Raw genomic sequence first — 15,506 nt, forward strand, 5'->3', positions numbered from 1 at the left:
CCGAGCGCTTTGCGCCGGCCCGAGCGCACCGATCCGCTTTGTTTGATTTCGGCCCTGCCCGACAGGGCCTGTCGACTTCGAGAAATCAGGAGTATTGCATGACGTATTCGAGCCTGCCGCGTCTGGGCAAAGGCCTTGTGGCCCTGGCCACGCTATTGACCTTCAATGTCGCCCTGCCGGCGCACGCGGATGATGCCCAGGGTTTCCTGACCGGCATCCACAAGCACCTGCCCCTGACGTCCACGGTCCCGGACAATGGCGACCAGAACCCGTACGCCATTGCCGTGGCGCCGGTGTCCGCCGGGAAAATCCAGAAGGATGACGTGCTGGTCGACAACTTCAACAACGCCGCCAACCTGCAGGGCGTCGGCACCACCATTGTCGATTACAACCCGACCACCAAGCAGCTGTCGTTGTTTGCCCAATTGCCCCATGACCTGCCGCAGTGCCCGGGCGGCGTCGGCCTCAGCACCGCGATGACCATGCTCAAGAGTGGCTGGGTGATCGTCGGCAGCACCCCGAGCAATGACGGGACCACCGACACCAAGGGCGCCGGTTGCCTGGTGGTGCTCGACCCGAACGGCAAGGTGGTGGATGTCTGGTCCGGGCCGAATATCAACGACCCGTGGGGCAATATGGCGGTGATCGACAACGGTTCCAGCGCGACCTTGTTTGTCAGCAACGCCGGTTTTGGTGTCGGCAGCGCCAAGGGCACGCCACCGGTGGTGATTCAGTCCACGGTACTGCGCCTGGACCTGAAGATCCCGGAAGGCAAGCCACCAGTGATCACCAACCAGACCGTGGTCGGCAGTGGCTTCAGCGCCCAGGCTGACAAAGGTGTGTTCCTCGTCGGCCCGACCGGCCTGGCGATGGGCAAGGACGACAAGCTGTACGTCTCCGATACCCTGGCCAACCGCATCAGCGAAATCTGGGATGCCACCACCCGTACCACCAGCGCCGGTGTCGGCCGCACGTTGACCAAGGACGGCATGTTGCTGCGTCCGCTGGCGCTGACCACCGCACCTAATGGCCACTTGCTGACCACCAACGGCTTGAACGGCAAGGTCGTGGAAATCGACCCGGAAACCGGCAAGCAGCTCTTTGCCCAGTGGATCGATGCCAACAAGGCCCAGACACCACCGGGTAACGGCGATCTGTTCGGCCTGGTCATGACACCGACCGGTGATGGCTTCTACTACGTGGAAGACGACGTCAACATGCTGGTCCTGGCCAAATGAGTACATACGACGACAGTGTTCCTGGCCTGTCCCGGCGTCGTTTCCTGAGCGCGGCCAGCAGCCTGGCCGTTGCCGCGGGAGTGATCGGCACCGGCGGCGCGGCCGCGGCCGAAAGCCTGGCAAAGCCCAAGGCCGGCCAGGCGTTGGCCGCAGTCGAGCCGTTCTATGGCGTGCACCAGGGCGGCATCGTCACGCCACAGCAGACCCATTCGCTGTTTGCCGCGTTCGACCTGGAAACCACTGCGCGGGCGGATGTGATCGCGCTGCTCAAGCGCTGGACCGCTGCGGCCAATCGCATGAGCCATGGCGAGACCGCGCAACCACTGGCGGTGCCCAAGGATGCCGCGCCACTGGACGGCGGTTCGGCCGAGGGGCTCAGGCCGTCTCGCCTGACCGTGACCTTTGGCTTCGGTCCCGGCTTGTTTGTCGGCAGTGATGGCAAGGACCGTTATGGCCTGGCATCGCGGCGCCCGGAAGCGCTGGTCGATCTGCCGAAATTCAACGGCGACCAACTGGTACCCGAGAAGTGTGGCGGCGACCTGAGCATCCAGGTCTGTGCCGATGATCCGCAGGTGGCTTTCCATGCCCTGCGTGAGCTGCTCGCCCTGGCGGATGGCGTGGCCCTGATCAAGTGGATGCAGTCCGGTTTTACCAGCCCCCCGGCTGGCGGCGGCACCACCCGAAACCTGATGGGTTTCAAGGATGGCACCAACAATCCGTCCACTCGCGACAGCAAGATGATGGACGAGGTGGTCTGGGTCGGCGATGAAGGCGGCTGGATGAAGGCGGGCTCCTATGTCGTGGTGCGGCGTATCCGTATCGCGCTGGAGCACTGGGACAGGACGGAACTGGGCTTCCAGGAAGAGGTGGTGGGTCGTGACAAGGCCAGTGGCGCGCCGCTGGGCAAGACCCACGAGTCCGACCCGCTGGATCTTGAAGCACAAGACAAGGACGGCAACCCGATCATTCCGGACAATGCCCATGCGCGGCTGTCCGCCGCCGCTGAAAACGACGGTGCGCAGATTCTGCGGCGTGCCTACTCCTACAACGATGGGGTGGGTTTTTATGCCGAGCGTTGGCCACCATGGCGCCAGGGCATGATGCTCGATGCCGGGTTGTTCTTCGTGGCTTACCAGCGCGACCCGCGCAGCGGCTTTATCAAGATCAACAAGAAACTGTCCACCCTGGACATCATGAACCAGTTCACCACCCATGTGGGGAGTGGGATCTTCGCCTGCCCACCGGGTGCCAGCGAGGGTTCGTTCATCGGTGCCGGGTTGTTCGAAGGGCTCGACAGCTAAGGGCTGTCGAGCAGGGCGCAGCCTGTATCGGGCTGCGCCTCTTTGGCTGTAATCATCGCTGTATTGGGAGTATTTCGAATGTCTTTCAAGGTTTTCAACGCCACGTTGCCGCGCACTGTCCAACTCGCCTGCCTGGCAGCCGCGATGCTGGCGTGCGGCGTCTCTCAGGCCGCCTCGCTGACCCTGTACAGTGCGCAACACGAGCAGACCGTCAATCAACTGGTCAAGGATTTCGAAAAGCAGACCGGCATTTCGGTCAAGGTGCGCACCGGTGAAGGTCCGGAACTGGCGGCGCAACTGCTGGCCGAAGGCAGTGCCTCGCCCGCCGACGTGTACTTCACCGAAAACTCTCCCGAGCTGATGTTGCTGGAAGAGAAGGGCTTGTTGGCCCCCGTGCAACCCGCCACTTTGTCGACTATCCCGGCCCGTTACAGCTCGCCGAGCGGTGATTGGGTCGGGGTGCTGGCCCGTGAAAACGTGCTGGCCTACAACACCAAGCTGGTCCAGGCCACTGAATTGCCGGCCTCGCTGCTCGACCTGGCCGAGCCGGCCTGGAAAGGCAAGGTGGCCATTGCGCCGGCCGATGCCGACTTCCTGCCCCTGGTCAGCGCGATGCTGGCGGTCAAGGGCGAAGCCACCACCTTGCAGTGGCTCAAGGGCCTGCGCACCAACTCGCAGATTTTCAACGATGACGAAGGCGTTACCGCTGCCGTCAACCGTGGTGGTGTTGCCGTCGGGGTGATCAACAGCTACTACTGGGCGCGCCTGCACACCGAAGCCGGTGACAAAGGGACCCACAGTGCGCTTTATCACTTCGCCAACGGTGATGTCGGGGCGCTGGTCAACGTGTCGGGCGTCGCGGTCCTGAAGACCACCCGCAACCAGGAAGCCGCCAATAAGTTTGTCGCCTACCTGACCAGCGAAGGCGCTCAACAGTTGATGGCCGGCAACAAGGTGACCTACGAGTATCCGCTGCGCGCGGGTGTTGCTCCGGACCCTGTGCTGCTGCCGTTCAGCAAGCTTTCGCCACCGGCCCTGGATATGAAAACCCTGGGTGACGATAGCCACGCGGTCAAGTTGCTGCGCCAGGCCGGCCTGCTGTAAATGGCCAATGCGACCATTGCGGTCAAGTCCGAACGGCGTACGCCGTTCGGACTTTTGTTTGTCTGTGTCGTCGTGGCGCTGCTGGTGCTGGCGCCGCTGGCCTTCACCCTGAAGCAGGCGGCGAGCTTCAGCTACGATGACGCGGTCGAATTACTGTTCCGGCCCATTGTCGGCGAGCTGGCGGTCAATACCTTATTGATTGTCCTGGCGGCGACGTTCGCCTCGGCCTTGATCGGTACGGCGGTGGCCTGGTTCGTCGAACGCACCTATCTTCCGGGACGAGGTGTCTGGGCGGTGCTCGCGGCGGTGCCGCTGGCCATGCCGCCCTTTATCACTAGCTATGCATGGGTTTCCTTGAGCCTGTCGTTGCAGGATTTCTCCGGTGCCTTGCTGGTGGTCACCACCGCCTACTTTCCACTGGTTTACCTGCCGGTTTCCGCTGCGCTCAGGGGCATGGACCCGGCGTTGGAGGAAACCGCCCGTTCCCTCGGGCTCGGGCCGTGGCGCTGCTTCTTTCGCGTGGTGCTGCCGCAGCTCAAACCGGCGTTGCTGGGCGGGGTACTGCTGGTCGCCCTCAGCGTACTGTCCGAGTTTGGCGCGTTCGCACTGTTGCGTTTCCGGACCTTTACCACCGAGATCTATGCCGAATATCGTGCCAGCTTCGACGGTGCCGGTGCGGCCTTGCTGGCCTGCGTGCTGGTGCTACTGTGCCTGATCTGCCTGGTGGCGGAGTTCAAGGTGCGCGGCCTCACGCGTTATGACCGGCTCGACCGTGGCACACGCCGATCGGCCACCCGCTACGAACTGGGCCGGGCGAAATGGCTGGTATGGGCCGGGTTTGCCGGTTTGACCGTGACCACCCTGGGCGTTCCCCTGGGCATGATCGGCTACTGGCTGCTGCAGCACAGCGAGGCCGCCGTGACGCCCTCCGAGTTCTCGCTGGAGCAATTGACCAGCACGACCTGTGCCTCCTTGGGCCTTGGCCTGGCCGGGGCGCTGCTCACCACCTTGCTCGCGTTGCCCCTGGGTTTTTTGTTGGCGCGCTTTCCAAGTCGTATCAGCACCTTGCTGGAGCGTATTGCGTATCTGGGGCAGGGCGTGCCGGGTATCGTCATCGCCCTGGCGGTGATTTCGATCTCGATCCGCTTTATCCAGCCGCTTTACCAGAGTGCGGCGTTGTTGGTCCTGACGTATTCGATCCTGTTCCTGCCGCTGGCACTGGTCGGTGTACACGCCACGCTGGTGCAGATCGAACCCCGTCTTGAAGACACGGCCCGCTCGTTGGGCCTGCGGTGGTGGCAAACGGCATGGCGGGTGATTCTGCCGCTGGCCGGCCCCGGTATCGGTGCCGCCGCTTCGATGGTGTTTATCACCATCGTCACGGAGCTGACCGCCACCTTGTTGTTGTCACCCATCGGTACCCACACGCTCGCCACCCAGGTCTGGGTCGATACCTCGGCGATGGCCTTTGCTGCCGCCGCGCCGTATGCCGCCATGCTGGTCGGTATTTCACTGTTTTCCACCTGGCTGCTGATGTCGCTGTTCGGCAAATCGGCGGTGCTGGGTAGCTTCCAATCATAGGGATCGACATGGCTGATGTAGAAATTCGCGGCCTGCGCAAGACGTTTGGCAACACCCCGGTATTGCGTGGCGTCGATCTGTCGGTGTCGTCCGGCAGCCTGGTGGCGATTCTTGGACCGTCCGGCAGTGGCAAGACCACGTTGTTGCGGCTGCTCTGTGGCTTCGAGCGCGGTGACGCGGGGACGATTCAGATCAATGGCCAGCGGGTCAGCGGTCCCGGCGTCTATGTGCCGTCGGAGAAGCGTCATATCGGTTATGTGCCGCAGGAAGGCGCGCTGTTTCCGCATCTGTCGGTGGCCGAAAACATCGTCTTCGGCCTGCCGCGGCAACTGCGAAAAGCCCACCACCGCGTCGCCGAGTTGCTCGAACTGGTGGGCTTGCCCGGCGATTTTGCCAATCGTTCACCGCATTCGTTGTCCGGCGGACAGCAGCAACGGGTAGCGCTGGCACGGGCGCTGGCACCGGCGCCGGCCCTGGTCCTGCTCGACGAGCCGTTTTCCTCGCTGGATGCCGCGCTGCGGGTGGAAACCCGGCAGGCGGTAGCGCAGGCCTTGTCGGCGGCCGGCGCCACTGCGTTGCTGGTCACCCACGATCAGTCCGAAGCGTTGTCCATGGGCAGCGAAGTCGCGGTGTTATGGAAGGGTGAACTGGTACAGGTGGCGAGCCCTGAGCAGTTGTACCGGATGCCGGTCAGTCCCGAGCTTGCGCGCTTTGTTGGCGATGCAATGTTGTTGCCGGGGATTGTCGACGGCGCCCGCGTGGTGTGTGCCCTGGGACCTTTGCGCCTGATGGCGGCCATGCCCGACGGGCCGGTACAGGTGTTGCTGCGGCCGGAGCAGATCAGGCTTTCAGCCGTGGAAACCGGCGTTGTCCAGGCGCGGGGCAGGGTGCTGAAAGTGGACTACTACGGGCATGATGCCTGTGTGCACCTGGGGCTGTCGGATGGTACGGGCCTATCGACCACGCTGATTGCGCGCGTGCCCGGCCATTTATGCCCGCGGCCGGGTGATGAGGTGGCCATCAGCGTGGAGGGGGAGGTACTGGCCTATGAAGTTTTCCGTGATTGATATGGGTCAAGCAAACCAGCCGATACCAGGCCGGAATCAAGCCATCCGCTGAATCTGTTGAAGCGCCCACCCCAGCTATCTCATGAAGGCTGCACGAGGTCGTACCTTTGTTGATCCAGGTCAACATTGCGATTGTCATTTCATGGAAGCTGCAAGGGCGCCATTGTTGCAGATCCAACCAGGGGAACACCCTGATAGTCCACCTCAACGTCCTCAGCATCCTGCTGTTGACCTGGACGACCACGACCGCTATTCCGGAAAAGGAACCTCTTGGATACGAACCGGGAGCACTCCGATGCTTGAGCCTCAATCTCGAACGCTGGACCTGATGGATGTCGAGTTGTCAGCCGACTTGTTCCTGCCGATGAATGCAAAGGGGCTGGTGATCTTCGTTCACGGCAGTGGCAGCGGCCGTACCAGCCCGGGTAATCGGCACGTTGCCCAAGCCCTTGCCAGGGAGGGACTGGGAACGTTGCTGTTCGACCTGCTCACGGAGACCGAGCAACGCCTGGACAACCTGACCCGCGAGTTGCGTTTCGATATCACCCTGCTGGGCAGCCGGTTGGTAGAGGTGATCGACTGGATCGGCCAGGATGTGGAGTTGCATTCGTTACGGATCGGTCTGTTTGGCGCCAGTACGGGCGCCGCCGCGGCGCTGTTGGCGGCGGCTGAGCGCCCGGACAGAGTGCACGCGGTGGTCAGTCGGGGAGGGCGGACCGACCTGGCAACAGTGGTGCTGCCACGGGTGAAGGCACCGACCTTGCAGATCGTCGGCGCACAGGACCCCTTGGTATTTGGCCTGAACTTCCAAAGCAGTCATGTCCTGCGCTGTGAGCAGCGGCTGGAGGTCGTGGCGGGGGCTACGCATCTTTTTGAAGAGGCCGGCACCCTTGGGGAGGTCGCCAGGCTCGCTGGCGAGTGGTTCGAGAAGTATTTGCAGATGGAGTTAGTCACCCTTTGACGGGGTTTGAACACCAAACCCAAGGGCGACGTCCCTTCAAATGGCTATCAAAGATGATCGGCGTCGATAATGGCCTTGGCAAAGGCCTGCGGATCCTCCTGCGGCAGGTTGTGGCCGATGCCACCCTGGATAAGCCGATACTCATATTTGCCGGTGAAACGCTTGGCATAGTCCTCGGCGGCGGGATGCGGTGCGCCGTTGGCGTCTCCCTCAAGGGTGATGGTCGGCACACCGATGGAAGGGGCCTTGGCCAACTTCTGTTCCAGAGGATCGTATTTCGTTTCCCCCTGGACCAGTCCCAGGCGCCAGCGGTAGTTGAAGACCGTAATGGCAACCTGGTCGGGGTTGTCCAGGGCAGCAGCGCTGCGATTGAAGGTGGCGTCGTCGAAGGCCCATTTCGGCGAGGCCGTCTGCCAGATCAGCCTGGCGAAGTCGTGGGTGTTCTTTTCGTAGCCGGCACGGCCCCGTTCGGTGGCGAAGTAGTACTGGTACCACCATTGCAACTCGGCCTTGGGCGGCAATGGGGTCTTGCCGGCTTCCTGGTTGCCGATCAGATAACCGCTGACCGAGACCAGCGCCTTGACCCGTTCCGGCCAGAGTGCCGAGACGATATCCGCCGAGCGCGCGCCCCAATCGTAGCCACCGAGCACCGCCTGCTTGATCTTCAGTGCGTCCATGAAGTCGATGACATCGCTGGCCAGCGCGGCGGGTTGGCCATTGCGCACGGTGTCGGCGGAAAGAAAGTGCGTATCGCCATAGCCGCGTGCGTAGGGCATAAGTACCCGGTAACCCTTTGCCGCCAGTAACGGTGCTACTGCGTCATAGCTGTGAATGTCGTAGGGCCAGCCGTGCAGGAGAATGACCACAGGACCATCGGCCGGGCCTGTTTCGGCGTAGGCTACATCCAGCAAACCGGCATCGATATGCTTGAGCGGGCCGAACGGGGTGGACTGGGCCGCACTGCTGGTGCCGCCAGTATTCACCGTTGCCGGGGCTGCTGCGTTGCTGGCTTGTGCGTGGGCGACACCAAGTGCACCGAACTGCATCAGCGTGAATGCGAGGACGGACGAGCCAAGCAGGCGGCGTTTTTTATCAACGGGGTGTTTCAACAGGGCTGTCTTCATGTTCCGGTGTCCTTTCAAACGAAGGGTCAGGTGTTCTGGCTGACTCTTATTTGAACGCGGAGACGTATCTGGCCTGTTTCAAGATTGCCCTGTGGGTGTAAATGCTTGTATCGAAACGGCTTGAGATACACGGTGATACACGACGGATTCTGCCGCGGACGGCGCGCTACAACAGCGTGCTTGTTGAGGGAGATCAAATTCGCCTGCTGCTTTGGGTCCACTATGGAAACAGACCATGAGCAGAACGGGCGTACATGGGTCAATCAACGGCGGGACTGCCAAATGCCGAGGTGAGTCATGATCCGATCATTGCGTCTACTGCTTATTGCACCTTCCCAACCGGTGCACACCCCTGCGTTGGAATATGCGGGGGGATTGGCGCAGACACTCAATTCGGCGTTGCATCTGGTTGCTTTCGTCCATGCAGCGGCACTTGATGTGGTCGGGCACGGCCATTCGGTCAATCTGGACAACGCCCGCAACGGCATGATGGATGTTTATCGGCAGTGGCTGAACAGCGAAGCGGTCTTGTTGCGCGAAAAGGGAGTTGAAGTGCAGTACGAGGTTATTTGGGGAAAACCATCCGCTTTTGAGCTGGCAGCCTACGCGCAGAACCTGAGGACTGACTTGATTATCAAAGACTTGCATGAGGAAGCTCATCTAAAACGTCTGGTGTTGTCGTCGCTCGATTGGGACTTGTTGTGTGCCAGCCAGACCTCGGTACTCTATATCAAGCAAGCACCAGCCCCTCGTCTGCGCAAGATCCTGGTGGCAGTGGACATTGAACTGGAGGGCGAGGCGCGCGCGACTGAAAATGACCAGATCATCAGCATGGCCCGGCAATTGGCGGATGCCTGTCATGCGTCGTTGCATCTGATTACGGTCTACCACTGCGACTCCGTAGGCTGCAAGAGCATTGCTGCAGCCCGCTCAAGTGCTGAGTTGCCGAGTTATGAGGCCCGCAGGAACGTATTCGATGCATTGGCGACTGAACATGGGTTCGCCAAGGAACATCGGCATTTCCTGGTGGGAGCACCGGCCAACGTCATTCGTAGCTATATCCAGCGTAATACTTATGATCTCCTGATCATTGGCTCTGCCAATCACCATCTTCTCAGTTCGACGATCGGGAGCACCGCGGAAGGGATTCTCGATAATCCCGTCTGCAATGTGCTTGCACTCAAACTGCCTCCCGCGTCCTGTAATGCATATGCGCAGACGCAAGAGGGCACGCAAGCCGATGGCGTGTCCCATCAATTGCAACCGGAATTGATGGCTCGGTAAAGGCCGGGGAAACCAACTGGCTTGATGTAGATCAAGCAGGAAAGTGCTCCGACTCCGATAGTAAACGCTCGTGTTCGCACCCATCGGAGTTCTTCATGAGTGACTTTCTGAACAAGGATCAATTGGAAGGGCTCGATGCCTACTGGCGGGCTTCCAACTATCTGGCCGTTGGGCAGATCTACCTCAAGGACAATCCGCTGTTGCGCAGGCCCCTGGCACTGACCGATGTAAAACCTCGGTTACTGGGGCACTGGGGAACCAGTCCTGGCTTGAATCTGATCTACGTGCACCTCAACCACCTGATCAAGACCCATGACCTGAACCTGCTCTTTGTCACCGGCCCGGGGCACGGCGCGCCGGCCATCATGGCGCAGGCGTATCTGGAAGGGACCTACACCGAACTCAACCCGCGGGTGGAACAAAACGCCGACGGATTGCTGCAGCTGTTTCGACAGTTTTCCTGGCCTTATGGTATCTCCAGTCATGTGTCGGCGCAGGTGCCCGGGTCCATCAATGAAGGCGGGGAGTTGGGCTATTCCCTGGCGCACGCCTATGGTGCGGCCTTTGATAATCCCGATCTGATCGTCGCCTGTGTGATTGGCGATGGCGAGGCCGAAACCGGCGCACTGGCGGCCAGCTGGCATTCGAACAAGTTTCTCGACCCGCGGCGTGACGGCGCCGTACTGCCGATTTTGCACCTCAATGGCTACAAGATTGCCAACCCTACGCTGCTCTCGCGCATCAGCGAGGAAGAGCTCAGCGCCTTGATGTATGGCTATGGCTATGAGCCTTACTTTGTCGAAGGCGATGATCCCGAGACGGTGCATCAGGCCCTGGCTAAAACCCTGGACACCATTTTATCGGAGCTGCGCGAAATTCAGCGTACTGCGCGTCGGCAGCCCAGGCAGTCGGTGCCGGAGCGTCCGCTCTGGCCGATGCTGGTACTACGCACGCCCAAAGGCTGGACCGGCCCCAAGTTCGTCGACGGCTTGCCCGTGGAAGGGACCTGGCGTGCCCACCAGGTACCGCTGGCGGACCTGCAACAACCCAGGCATTTGATGCAACTTCAGGAATGGCTCAAGAGTTACCGCCCGGAGGAGCTGTTCAGCGCCGGCGGCGCCTTGCTGCCCCACATTGCCGAACTGGCACCGGGCGGACACCAGCGCATGAGCGCCAATCCCCATGCCAACGGTGGGTTGCTGCTGCGCTCCCTGGAAATCCCGCGTTTTTCGGAATATGCGGTCAAACTGCCAAGCCCCGGGGCCTTACAGGCAGAACCGACACGTGTGCTGGGCGTGTTTTTGAAAGAGGTCATGAGAAGCAACCTGGCGTCTGCGAACTTCCGGCTGTTTGGCCCGGATGAAACAGCTTCCAACCGGCTCGACGCGGTCTATGAGGTCAGTGGCAAGACCTGGATGGCGGACCTGGAGCCGGGAGACAATCATCTGGCCGCCGATGGGCGGGTCATGGAAATACTCAGTGAACATGTCTGCGAAGGTTGGCTGGAGGGTTACCTGCTCACCGGGCGTCATGGACTGTTTTCCTGCTACGAAGCGTTCATTCACATTGTCGGTTCGATGGTCAACCAGCACGCCAAATGGTTGAAAACCGCCGCCAGTGTGCCCTGGCGCAAACCCATTGCCTCGCTCAACCTGTTGCTGTCTTCCCATGTCTGGCAGCAAGACCATAATGGTTTTTCCCATCAGGACCCGGGATTCATCGATCTGGTGGCCAACAAGAAAGCCGAGGTGGTGCGCATTTACCTGCCACCCGATGCCAATTGCCTGTTATCGGTGACGGATCACTGCCTGCGCAGTCGCAATTACATCAATGTCATTGTCGCGGGTAAACAGCCGGCCCGGCAGTGGCTGGATATCGAATCGGCCATCAGCCATTGCCTGCGTGGCATTGGTCGCTGGGCGTGGGCCAGTCATGACGATGAGGTCCCGGATGTGGTGATGGCCTGCGCCGGTGATGTGCCGACCCTGGAAACCCTGGCGGCGGTGACCTTGTTGCGCGATTACGTAGCGGATCTGAAGGTCAGGGTTGTCAATGTGGTCGACCTGATGGTGATCCAACCCGATAGCGAGCACCCCCACGGTTTATCGGAGGGGGCTTTCGAGGAACTTTTTCCCCGCGATATACCGGTTATCTTTGCCTTCCACGGCTATCCGTCGTTGATCCACCGGCTTTTGCACGGTCGCGGACAGCAGGAGCGTTTTCATGTCCGGGGTTTCAAGGAGGAGGGGGCCACCACGACGCCCTTTGACCTGACGGTGATCAACCAGCTGGATCGTTACCAACTGGCCCTGGATGTGATTGAACGTGTCCCACGCCTGCAGCCGCAGGTCGAGACCGCGCGTGCACGTTATTGGGCCTCCCGGGAAAGGCATGCCCTGTACCTGATCGAACATGGCCAGGACTTGCCGGAAGTGGCGCAATGGCAATGGACGCCGGCCTCCGAAAACGGAGCGGACGGCCCTGGCCAGTAACGGCTGCGGCAAAACAGGAGTGCACCACGATGGATGATCCTTGCCCCGCGTTGTTGGTGTTTAACGCGGGTTCTTCGACGCTCAAGTTTTCCCTTTATGACGCGAGCCTGTCAGCGCCCCACTGTCTGGGGCATGGCAGTGTCGAAGTGCGCGAACACAAGGCCAGCCTGAGTTATCAGGACACCCGGCTCAAGGCCGGGCGGCAGGCGCACTGGTCGAGTGCCGGTGACGGCATGGACGCTGCCACCTTGAGCCACCTGATGGGCTGGATCGACAGCAATACCCGGTGGCGTGTCCGCGCCGCGGCCCATCGCGTGGTCCATGGCGGCCAGCGGCGCGAGGTGGCGGCGCTGGTGGATGGGTCGCTGATCCGCGAGATGCAGGCGCTGACGCCGATGGCGCCGTTGCACCAGCCGTTGTGCCTGGCGCCCATGCTCCACTTGGCCCGTGAGTATCCCGGTATGCCCCAGGTGGCCTGTTTCGACACTGCGTTTCACCACACCCTCGATCCACTAGAAACCCTTTACGGACTGCCCAAGGCCCTGAGTGAGGCGGGCATTCGCCGTTACGGCTTCCACGGCTTGTCCTATGAGTATATTGCCGGTGTTTTGCCCGATTACGACCGCGATGCGGCACAAGGGCGGACGATCGTCGCCCACCTCGGCAACGGCGCCAGTTTATGTGCGCTGCATGACCGGATCAGCCGCGCGACCACCATGGGCTTCTCCACGCTGGACGGATTGCTCATGGGCAGTCGACCGGGAAGCCTGGATCCCGGGATCGTGCTGTACCTGCTGCGTGAGCGCGGCATGAGCGTGCAGGCAGTCGAACACCTGCTGTATCACGAGTGCGGCTTGCTGGGTGTCTCTGGCGGCGAGGCCAGCGATATACGCACGCTGATGGCCAGGTTCGGACGCCGCCAAACAGGCCATAGCGTTGTTTGTACGCCGCGTCGTCAAGGAAATCGGCGCGCTGGCCGCGGTGCTCGGTGGCGTTGACGCGCTGGTGTTCACCGGTGGCATCGGAGAACACGCGCATGAGGTGCGCGATGGGATTCTTGAGGGGTGCGCCTGGTTAGGCGTAGTTCGAAAAAGCGCCGGCAGTGAGAAGCCCGATCAGGCCGTGTCTGCCTGCCTTTCCCAGGCGCAGAGCAAAGTATCGGCATGGGTCATTGCCACTGACGAAAACGCGGTCATCGCCCGGCACAGCCTGGCCTTGCTGCCTCAGGGGGTGTAACCGAAAGCCGCACCTGATACGTGCTCATTGCACACTGTTGGGGCGTATGGAAATCAATGGTCACGGGGAAATCCACCCCACCGGAGGTATTGAACAGTGGGTAGGCGCTTTGGCGTGCGGTAAAGGGGTGTCGGGCGAGAGGGGCGGCACGGTAAATGCTTATAGCTGTATATACAGCTGAGCAATAAGTGCGTCATGTCCTCTCAACCACGCCCCCAGGAGTGCATATGTCTTCCAGCATCCGTCTTCCCCTGATTGATATGTCCGGTGTTCGCGAAGGTGACCAGGCGAGTATTCGTCGAGCCGCCGATGCCATCCGGACTGCCTGCTGCGATACCGGCTTTTTCTACATCATCAATCACGGTGTACCGCAGCCGGTGATCGACAGGGCGATGTCGGCTGCCGCGGAGTTCTTTGCCTATCCGACCGAGGTCAAGCGCGAGGCGGCCGTCAACAAGCGCCATCGTGGCTGGCACGCGCTGGGCGGGGCGACCATGTACGAAGCCAGCAAACCTGATCACAAGGAGTTTTTCAGTATCGGGCTCGAGTTGGCTGAAGACGATCCCAGCGTACTCGCCGGTGAGGCGCTGCGCGGCCCGAACCAGTGGCCGGCATTTATGCCGTCGTTGCGCGAGGTCCTGGCCGAGTACTATCAGGAAATCGGCAAGGCCGGGGCGGATCTGTTGAGGGTGGTGGCGGTGGGGTTGGGGATTGACGAACATTTCTTCATCGACAAATACACCAAGCCTTTGCAACGCACCCAGATGGTCTATTACCCGCCGCAACCGGCCCAGGCCGATGCCGATCAATTCGGGGTGGCGCCCCACACCGACTACGGTTGCATCACCTTGCTGTATCAGGACAACAGCGGCGGCTTGCAGGTCCGTGAGCTGGGCTCCAACAGCTGGATCGATGCGACGCCGATTCCGGGCAGCCTGGTGGTGAACGTCGGCGACCTGCTGGCGCGCTGGTCCAACAATCGCTTTCGCTCGACCTTGCATCGGGTGATCAACCGCTCAGGTCATGAGCGTTACTCCATTGCCACCTTCTATGATCCGACCTATGGCGCCCTGGTCGATCCCTGTGAGCTGGGGATCGATTCGGCGCAGAGCCTGTATCCGCCAGTGGCGGCGGGGGACTACATACTCAAGAGAATCGATGACTCGATGGCGTATCGCAAGGGCAAGGCGCCAGGCGTTGAGTGAACGCCGTAAACGGCAGGGAGGATGGCACGTACAAAAGGGGCACACCTTCGCGACTCACTGCGACAGGTAGTCCTTTTGTATCCGTGCCAGCGTCCCGTCACGGCGAAGCGCTTCAATCGCTTGGCGCAAGTCGTGGACCTGTTCGGAGGAGCATTGCTTCGAGCAGGCGAGATAGAGATCCACCGTGCTCATGACGGGGCTCATCAGCAGCTTGCGGCTGGAGACCTTGGGCCAGATGTACTGGCTTTCGGGGACACCGTTGAACCACGCATCGATGCGGCCTTTCAAAAGCATTTGCGCGGGATTTTCCCCAATGGTCAAGGGATGGATCTGCTTGTCGCTGAAACCTTGGGCACGCAGGATTTCCTCTTGCGCACTGCCCAGGCCCACGCCGATCACATGGTAGATCTTCCTGGCTTCGGCGAAGCTGCTCACCCGGTGCTCAAGGCTGAAAAAAGCGCGGTCCATGCTCATGATGGGCGCGATCCAGGTGAAGTGATCTTCGCGCTCGGGCGTACGTGACAACGGGGCGATCAAGAGGTCCTGCTTCTCACTGACGTATTTTTGCGACCTGGCCCAGGGCAGCGCCTGTATATGAGCGACATAGCCGGCTTTGGCAATGGCCATCAGGGCGGCATCTCCGACGATGCCGTGCCCCTTGGCGTCATCGACAAGCGTCAGCGGGGGCGCGTCGATGATAAACAGGTCGATCGGTTGTGGCGCAGCCCATGCGTGATAGCTCAGCAGCAGGAACGCCGGCAGACACAGCTTGGCAAGGGCCTGGGTACGAGTATGGGCTACGCGCGTGATCTGGCTCATGACCTGATATCTCAAGCACGGCTGGCAGCTCCCGGAAAAGCCCGGAGAAATCATGGCGACCGCTGACTTAGCGTAGCGCGGATTTGAGAGAAAG

At 61.1% G+C, this 15,506-nt stretch carries 13 protein-coding genes; 11 read left to right on the forward strand and 2 right to left on the reverse strand.

All coding sequences use genetic code 11. The annotated features are described in order from the left end of the window. The first annotated feature begins 98 nt into the window (after window positions 1-98). From M5C71_RS01935 to M5C71_RS01960, 6 genes are all read left to right on the forward strand, one after another. Window positions 99-1,238 carry a hypothetical protein gene (locus M5C71_RS01935; RefSeq protein ID WP_103497448.1) on the forward strand — a complete coding sequence of 380 codons (1,140 nt, stop codon included), beginning with the start codon at window positions 99-101 and terminating at the stop codon, window positions 1,236-1,238. Next, window positions 1,235-2,539: an iron uptake transporter deferrochelatase/peroxidase subunit gene (gene efeB / locus M5C71_RS01940; RefSeq protein ID WP_103497447.1), complete on the forward strand. Its 1,305-nt coding sequence runs from the start codon at window positions 1,235-1,237 to the stop codon at window positions 2,537-2,539. Before M5C71_RS01935 ends, efeB begins: the two co-directional genes overlap by 4 nt. A 78-nt stretch (window positions 2,540-2,617) precedes the next feature. Next, on the forward strand, window positions 2,618-3,643 hold the full coding sequence (locus M5C71_RS01945) for an iron ABC transporter substrate-binding protein (RefSeq protein WP_103497446.1): 1,026 nt from the start codon (window positions 2,618-2,620) through the stop codon (window positions 3,641-3,643). Further along, complete coding sequence (locus M5C71_RS01950; RefSeq protein ID WP_103497445.1) at window positions 3,644-5,224, forward strand: iron ABC transporter permease; 1,581 nt, start codon at window positions 3,644-3,646, stop codon at window positions 5,222-5,224. A gap of 8 nt (window positions 5,225-5,232) precedes the next feature. Then, a complete protein-coding gene (locus M5C71_RS01955) occupies window positions 5,233-6,291 on the forward strand; it encodes an ABC transporter ATP-binding protein (RefSeq protein ID WP_103497444.1) in 1,059 nt (352 codons plus the stop codon). A 295-nt stretch (window positions 6,292-6,586) separates the two neighbouring features. Then, complete coding sequence (locus M5C71_RS01960) at window positions 6,587-7,252, forward strand: alpha/beta family hydrolase (protein ID WP_103497443.1); 666 nt, start codon at window positions 6,587-6,589, stop codon at window positions 7,250-7,252. A gap of 47 nt (window positions 7,253-7,299) precedes the next feature. Here the strand turns inward: M5C71_RS01960 and M5C71_RS01965 are convergent, their stop codons facing one another. After that, a complete protein-coding gene (locus M5C71_RS01965; protein ID WP_103497442.1) occupies window positions 7,300-8,376 on the reverse strand; it encodes an alpha/beta hydrolase in 1,077 nt (358 codons plus the stop codon). Window positions 8,377-8,673: 297 nt separating this feature from the next. Between M5C71_RS01965 and M5C71_RS01970 the strand changes: the two genes are divergently transcribed. The 5 genes from M5C71_RS01970 to M5C71_RS01985 all read left to right on the forward strand — a co-directional run bounded on the left by M5C71_RS01970 (window position 8,674) and on the right by M5C71_RS01985 (window position 14,593). Then, complete coding sequence (locus M5C71_RS01970) at window positions 8,674-9,660, forward strand: universal stress protein (protein ID WP_103497441.1); 987 nt, start codon at window positions 8,674-8,676, stop codon at window positions 9,658-9,660. Window positions 9,661-9,755: 95 nt separating this feature from the next. After that, a complete protein-coding gene (locus M5C71_RS01975; protein WP_103497440.1) occupies window positions 9,756-12,152 on the forward strand; it encodes a phosphoketolase family protein in 2,397 nt (798 codons plus the stop codon). A 29-nt stretch (window positions 12,153-12,181) separates the two neighbouring features. Next, entirely contained in the window at window positions 12,182-13,150 is a 969-nt protein-coding gene (locus M5C71_RS01980; RefSeq protein ID WP_283093891.1) for a propionate kinase, read from the forward strand. Continuing rightward, the gene (locus M5C71_RS33630; protein WP_283093892.1) at window positions 13,089-13,388 is read left to right on the forward strand and encodes a hypothetical protein; all 300 of its coding nucleotides are present in this window, start codon (window positions 13,089-13,091) and stop codon (window positions 13,386-13,388) included. The genes M5C71_RS01980 and M5C71_RS33630 overlap by 62 nt, the downstream gene beginning before the upstream one ends. Before the next feature lie 227 nt (window positions 13,389-13,615). Continuing rightward, entirely contained in the window at window positions 13,616-14,593 is a 978-nt protein-coding gene (locus M5C71_RS01985) for a 2-oxoglutarate and iron-dependent oxygenase domain-containing protein (RefSeq protein WP_152739086.1), read from the forward strand. A gap of 54 nt (window positions 14,594-14,647) precedes the next feature. Here M5C71_RS01985 and M5C71_RS01990 read toward each other — a convergent pair whose 3' ends face one another. Beyond that, window positions 14,648-15,412 (reverse strand): ABC transporter substrate-binding protein, encoded by a 765-nt coding sequence (locus M5C71_RS01990; protein ID WP_152739083.1) that lies wholly within the window; start codon window positions 15,410-15,412, stop codon window positions 14,648-14,650. Between the last annotated feature and the right edge of the window lie 94 nt (window positions 15,413-15,506).

The organism is Pseudomonas sp. MWU12-2345 (assembly GCF_023242385.1).
GTDB classification, from domain to species: Bacteria; Pseudomonadota; Gammaproteobacteria; order Pseudomonadales; family Pseudomonadaceae; genus Aquipseudomonas; species Aquipseudomonas gingeri_D.

Bases quoted from the DNA above. Each gene is read 5' to 3' on its own strand.
- M5C71_RS01935 (WP_103497448.1), top strand. From the start codon at position 99: ATGACGTATTCGAGCCTGCCGCGTCTGGGCAAAGGCCTTGTGGCCCTG.
- efeB (WP_103497447.1), top strand. From the start codon at position 1,235: ATGAGTACATACGACGACAGTGTTCCTGGCCTGTCCCGGCGTCGTTTC.
- M5C71_RS01945 (WP_103497446.1), top strand. From the start codon at position 2,618: ATGTCTTTCAAGGTTTTCAACGCCACGTTGCCGCGCACTGTCCAACTC.
- M5C71_RS01950 (WP_103497445.1), top strand. From the start codon at position 3,644: ATGGCCAATGCGACCATTGCGGTCAAGTCCGAACGGCGTACGCCGTTC.
- M5C71_RS01955 (WP_103497444.1), top strand. From the start codon at position 5,233: ATGGCTGATGTAGAAATTCGCGGCCTGCGCAAGACGTTTGGCAACACC.
- M5C71_RS01960 (WP_103497443.1), top strand. From the start codon at position 6,587: ATGCTTGAGCCTCAATCTCGAACGCTGGACCTGATGGATGTCGAGTTG.
- M5C71_RS01965 (WP_103497442.1), bottom strand. From the start codon at position 8,376: ATGAAGACAGCCCTGTTGAAACACCCCGTTGATAAAAAACGCCGCCTG.
- M5C71_RS01970 (WP_103497441.1), top strand. From the start codon at position 8,674: ATGATCCGATCATTGCGTCTACTGCTTATTGCACCTTCCCAACCGGTG.
- M5C71_RS01975 (WP_103497440.1), top strand. From the start codon at position 9,756: ATGAGTGACTTTCTGAACAAGGATCAATTGGAAGGGCTCGATGCCTAC.
- M5C71_RS01980 (WP_283093891.1), top strand. From the start codon at position 12,182: ATGGATGATCCTTGCCCCGCGTTGTTGGTGTTTAACGCGGGTTCTTCG.
- M5C71_RS01985 (WP_152739086.1), top strand. From the start codon at position 13,616: ATGTCTTCCAGCATCCGTCTTCCCCTGATTGATATGTCCGGTGTTCGC.
- M5C71_RS01990 (WP_152739083.1), bottom strand. From the start codon at position 15,412: ATGAGCCAGATCACGCGCGTAGCCCATACTCGTACCCAGGCCCTTGCC.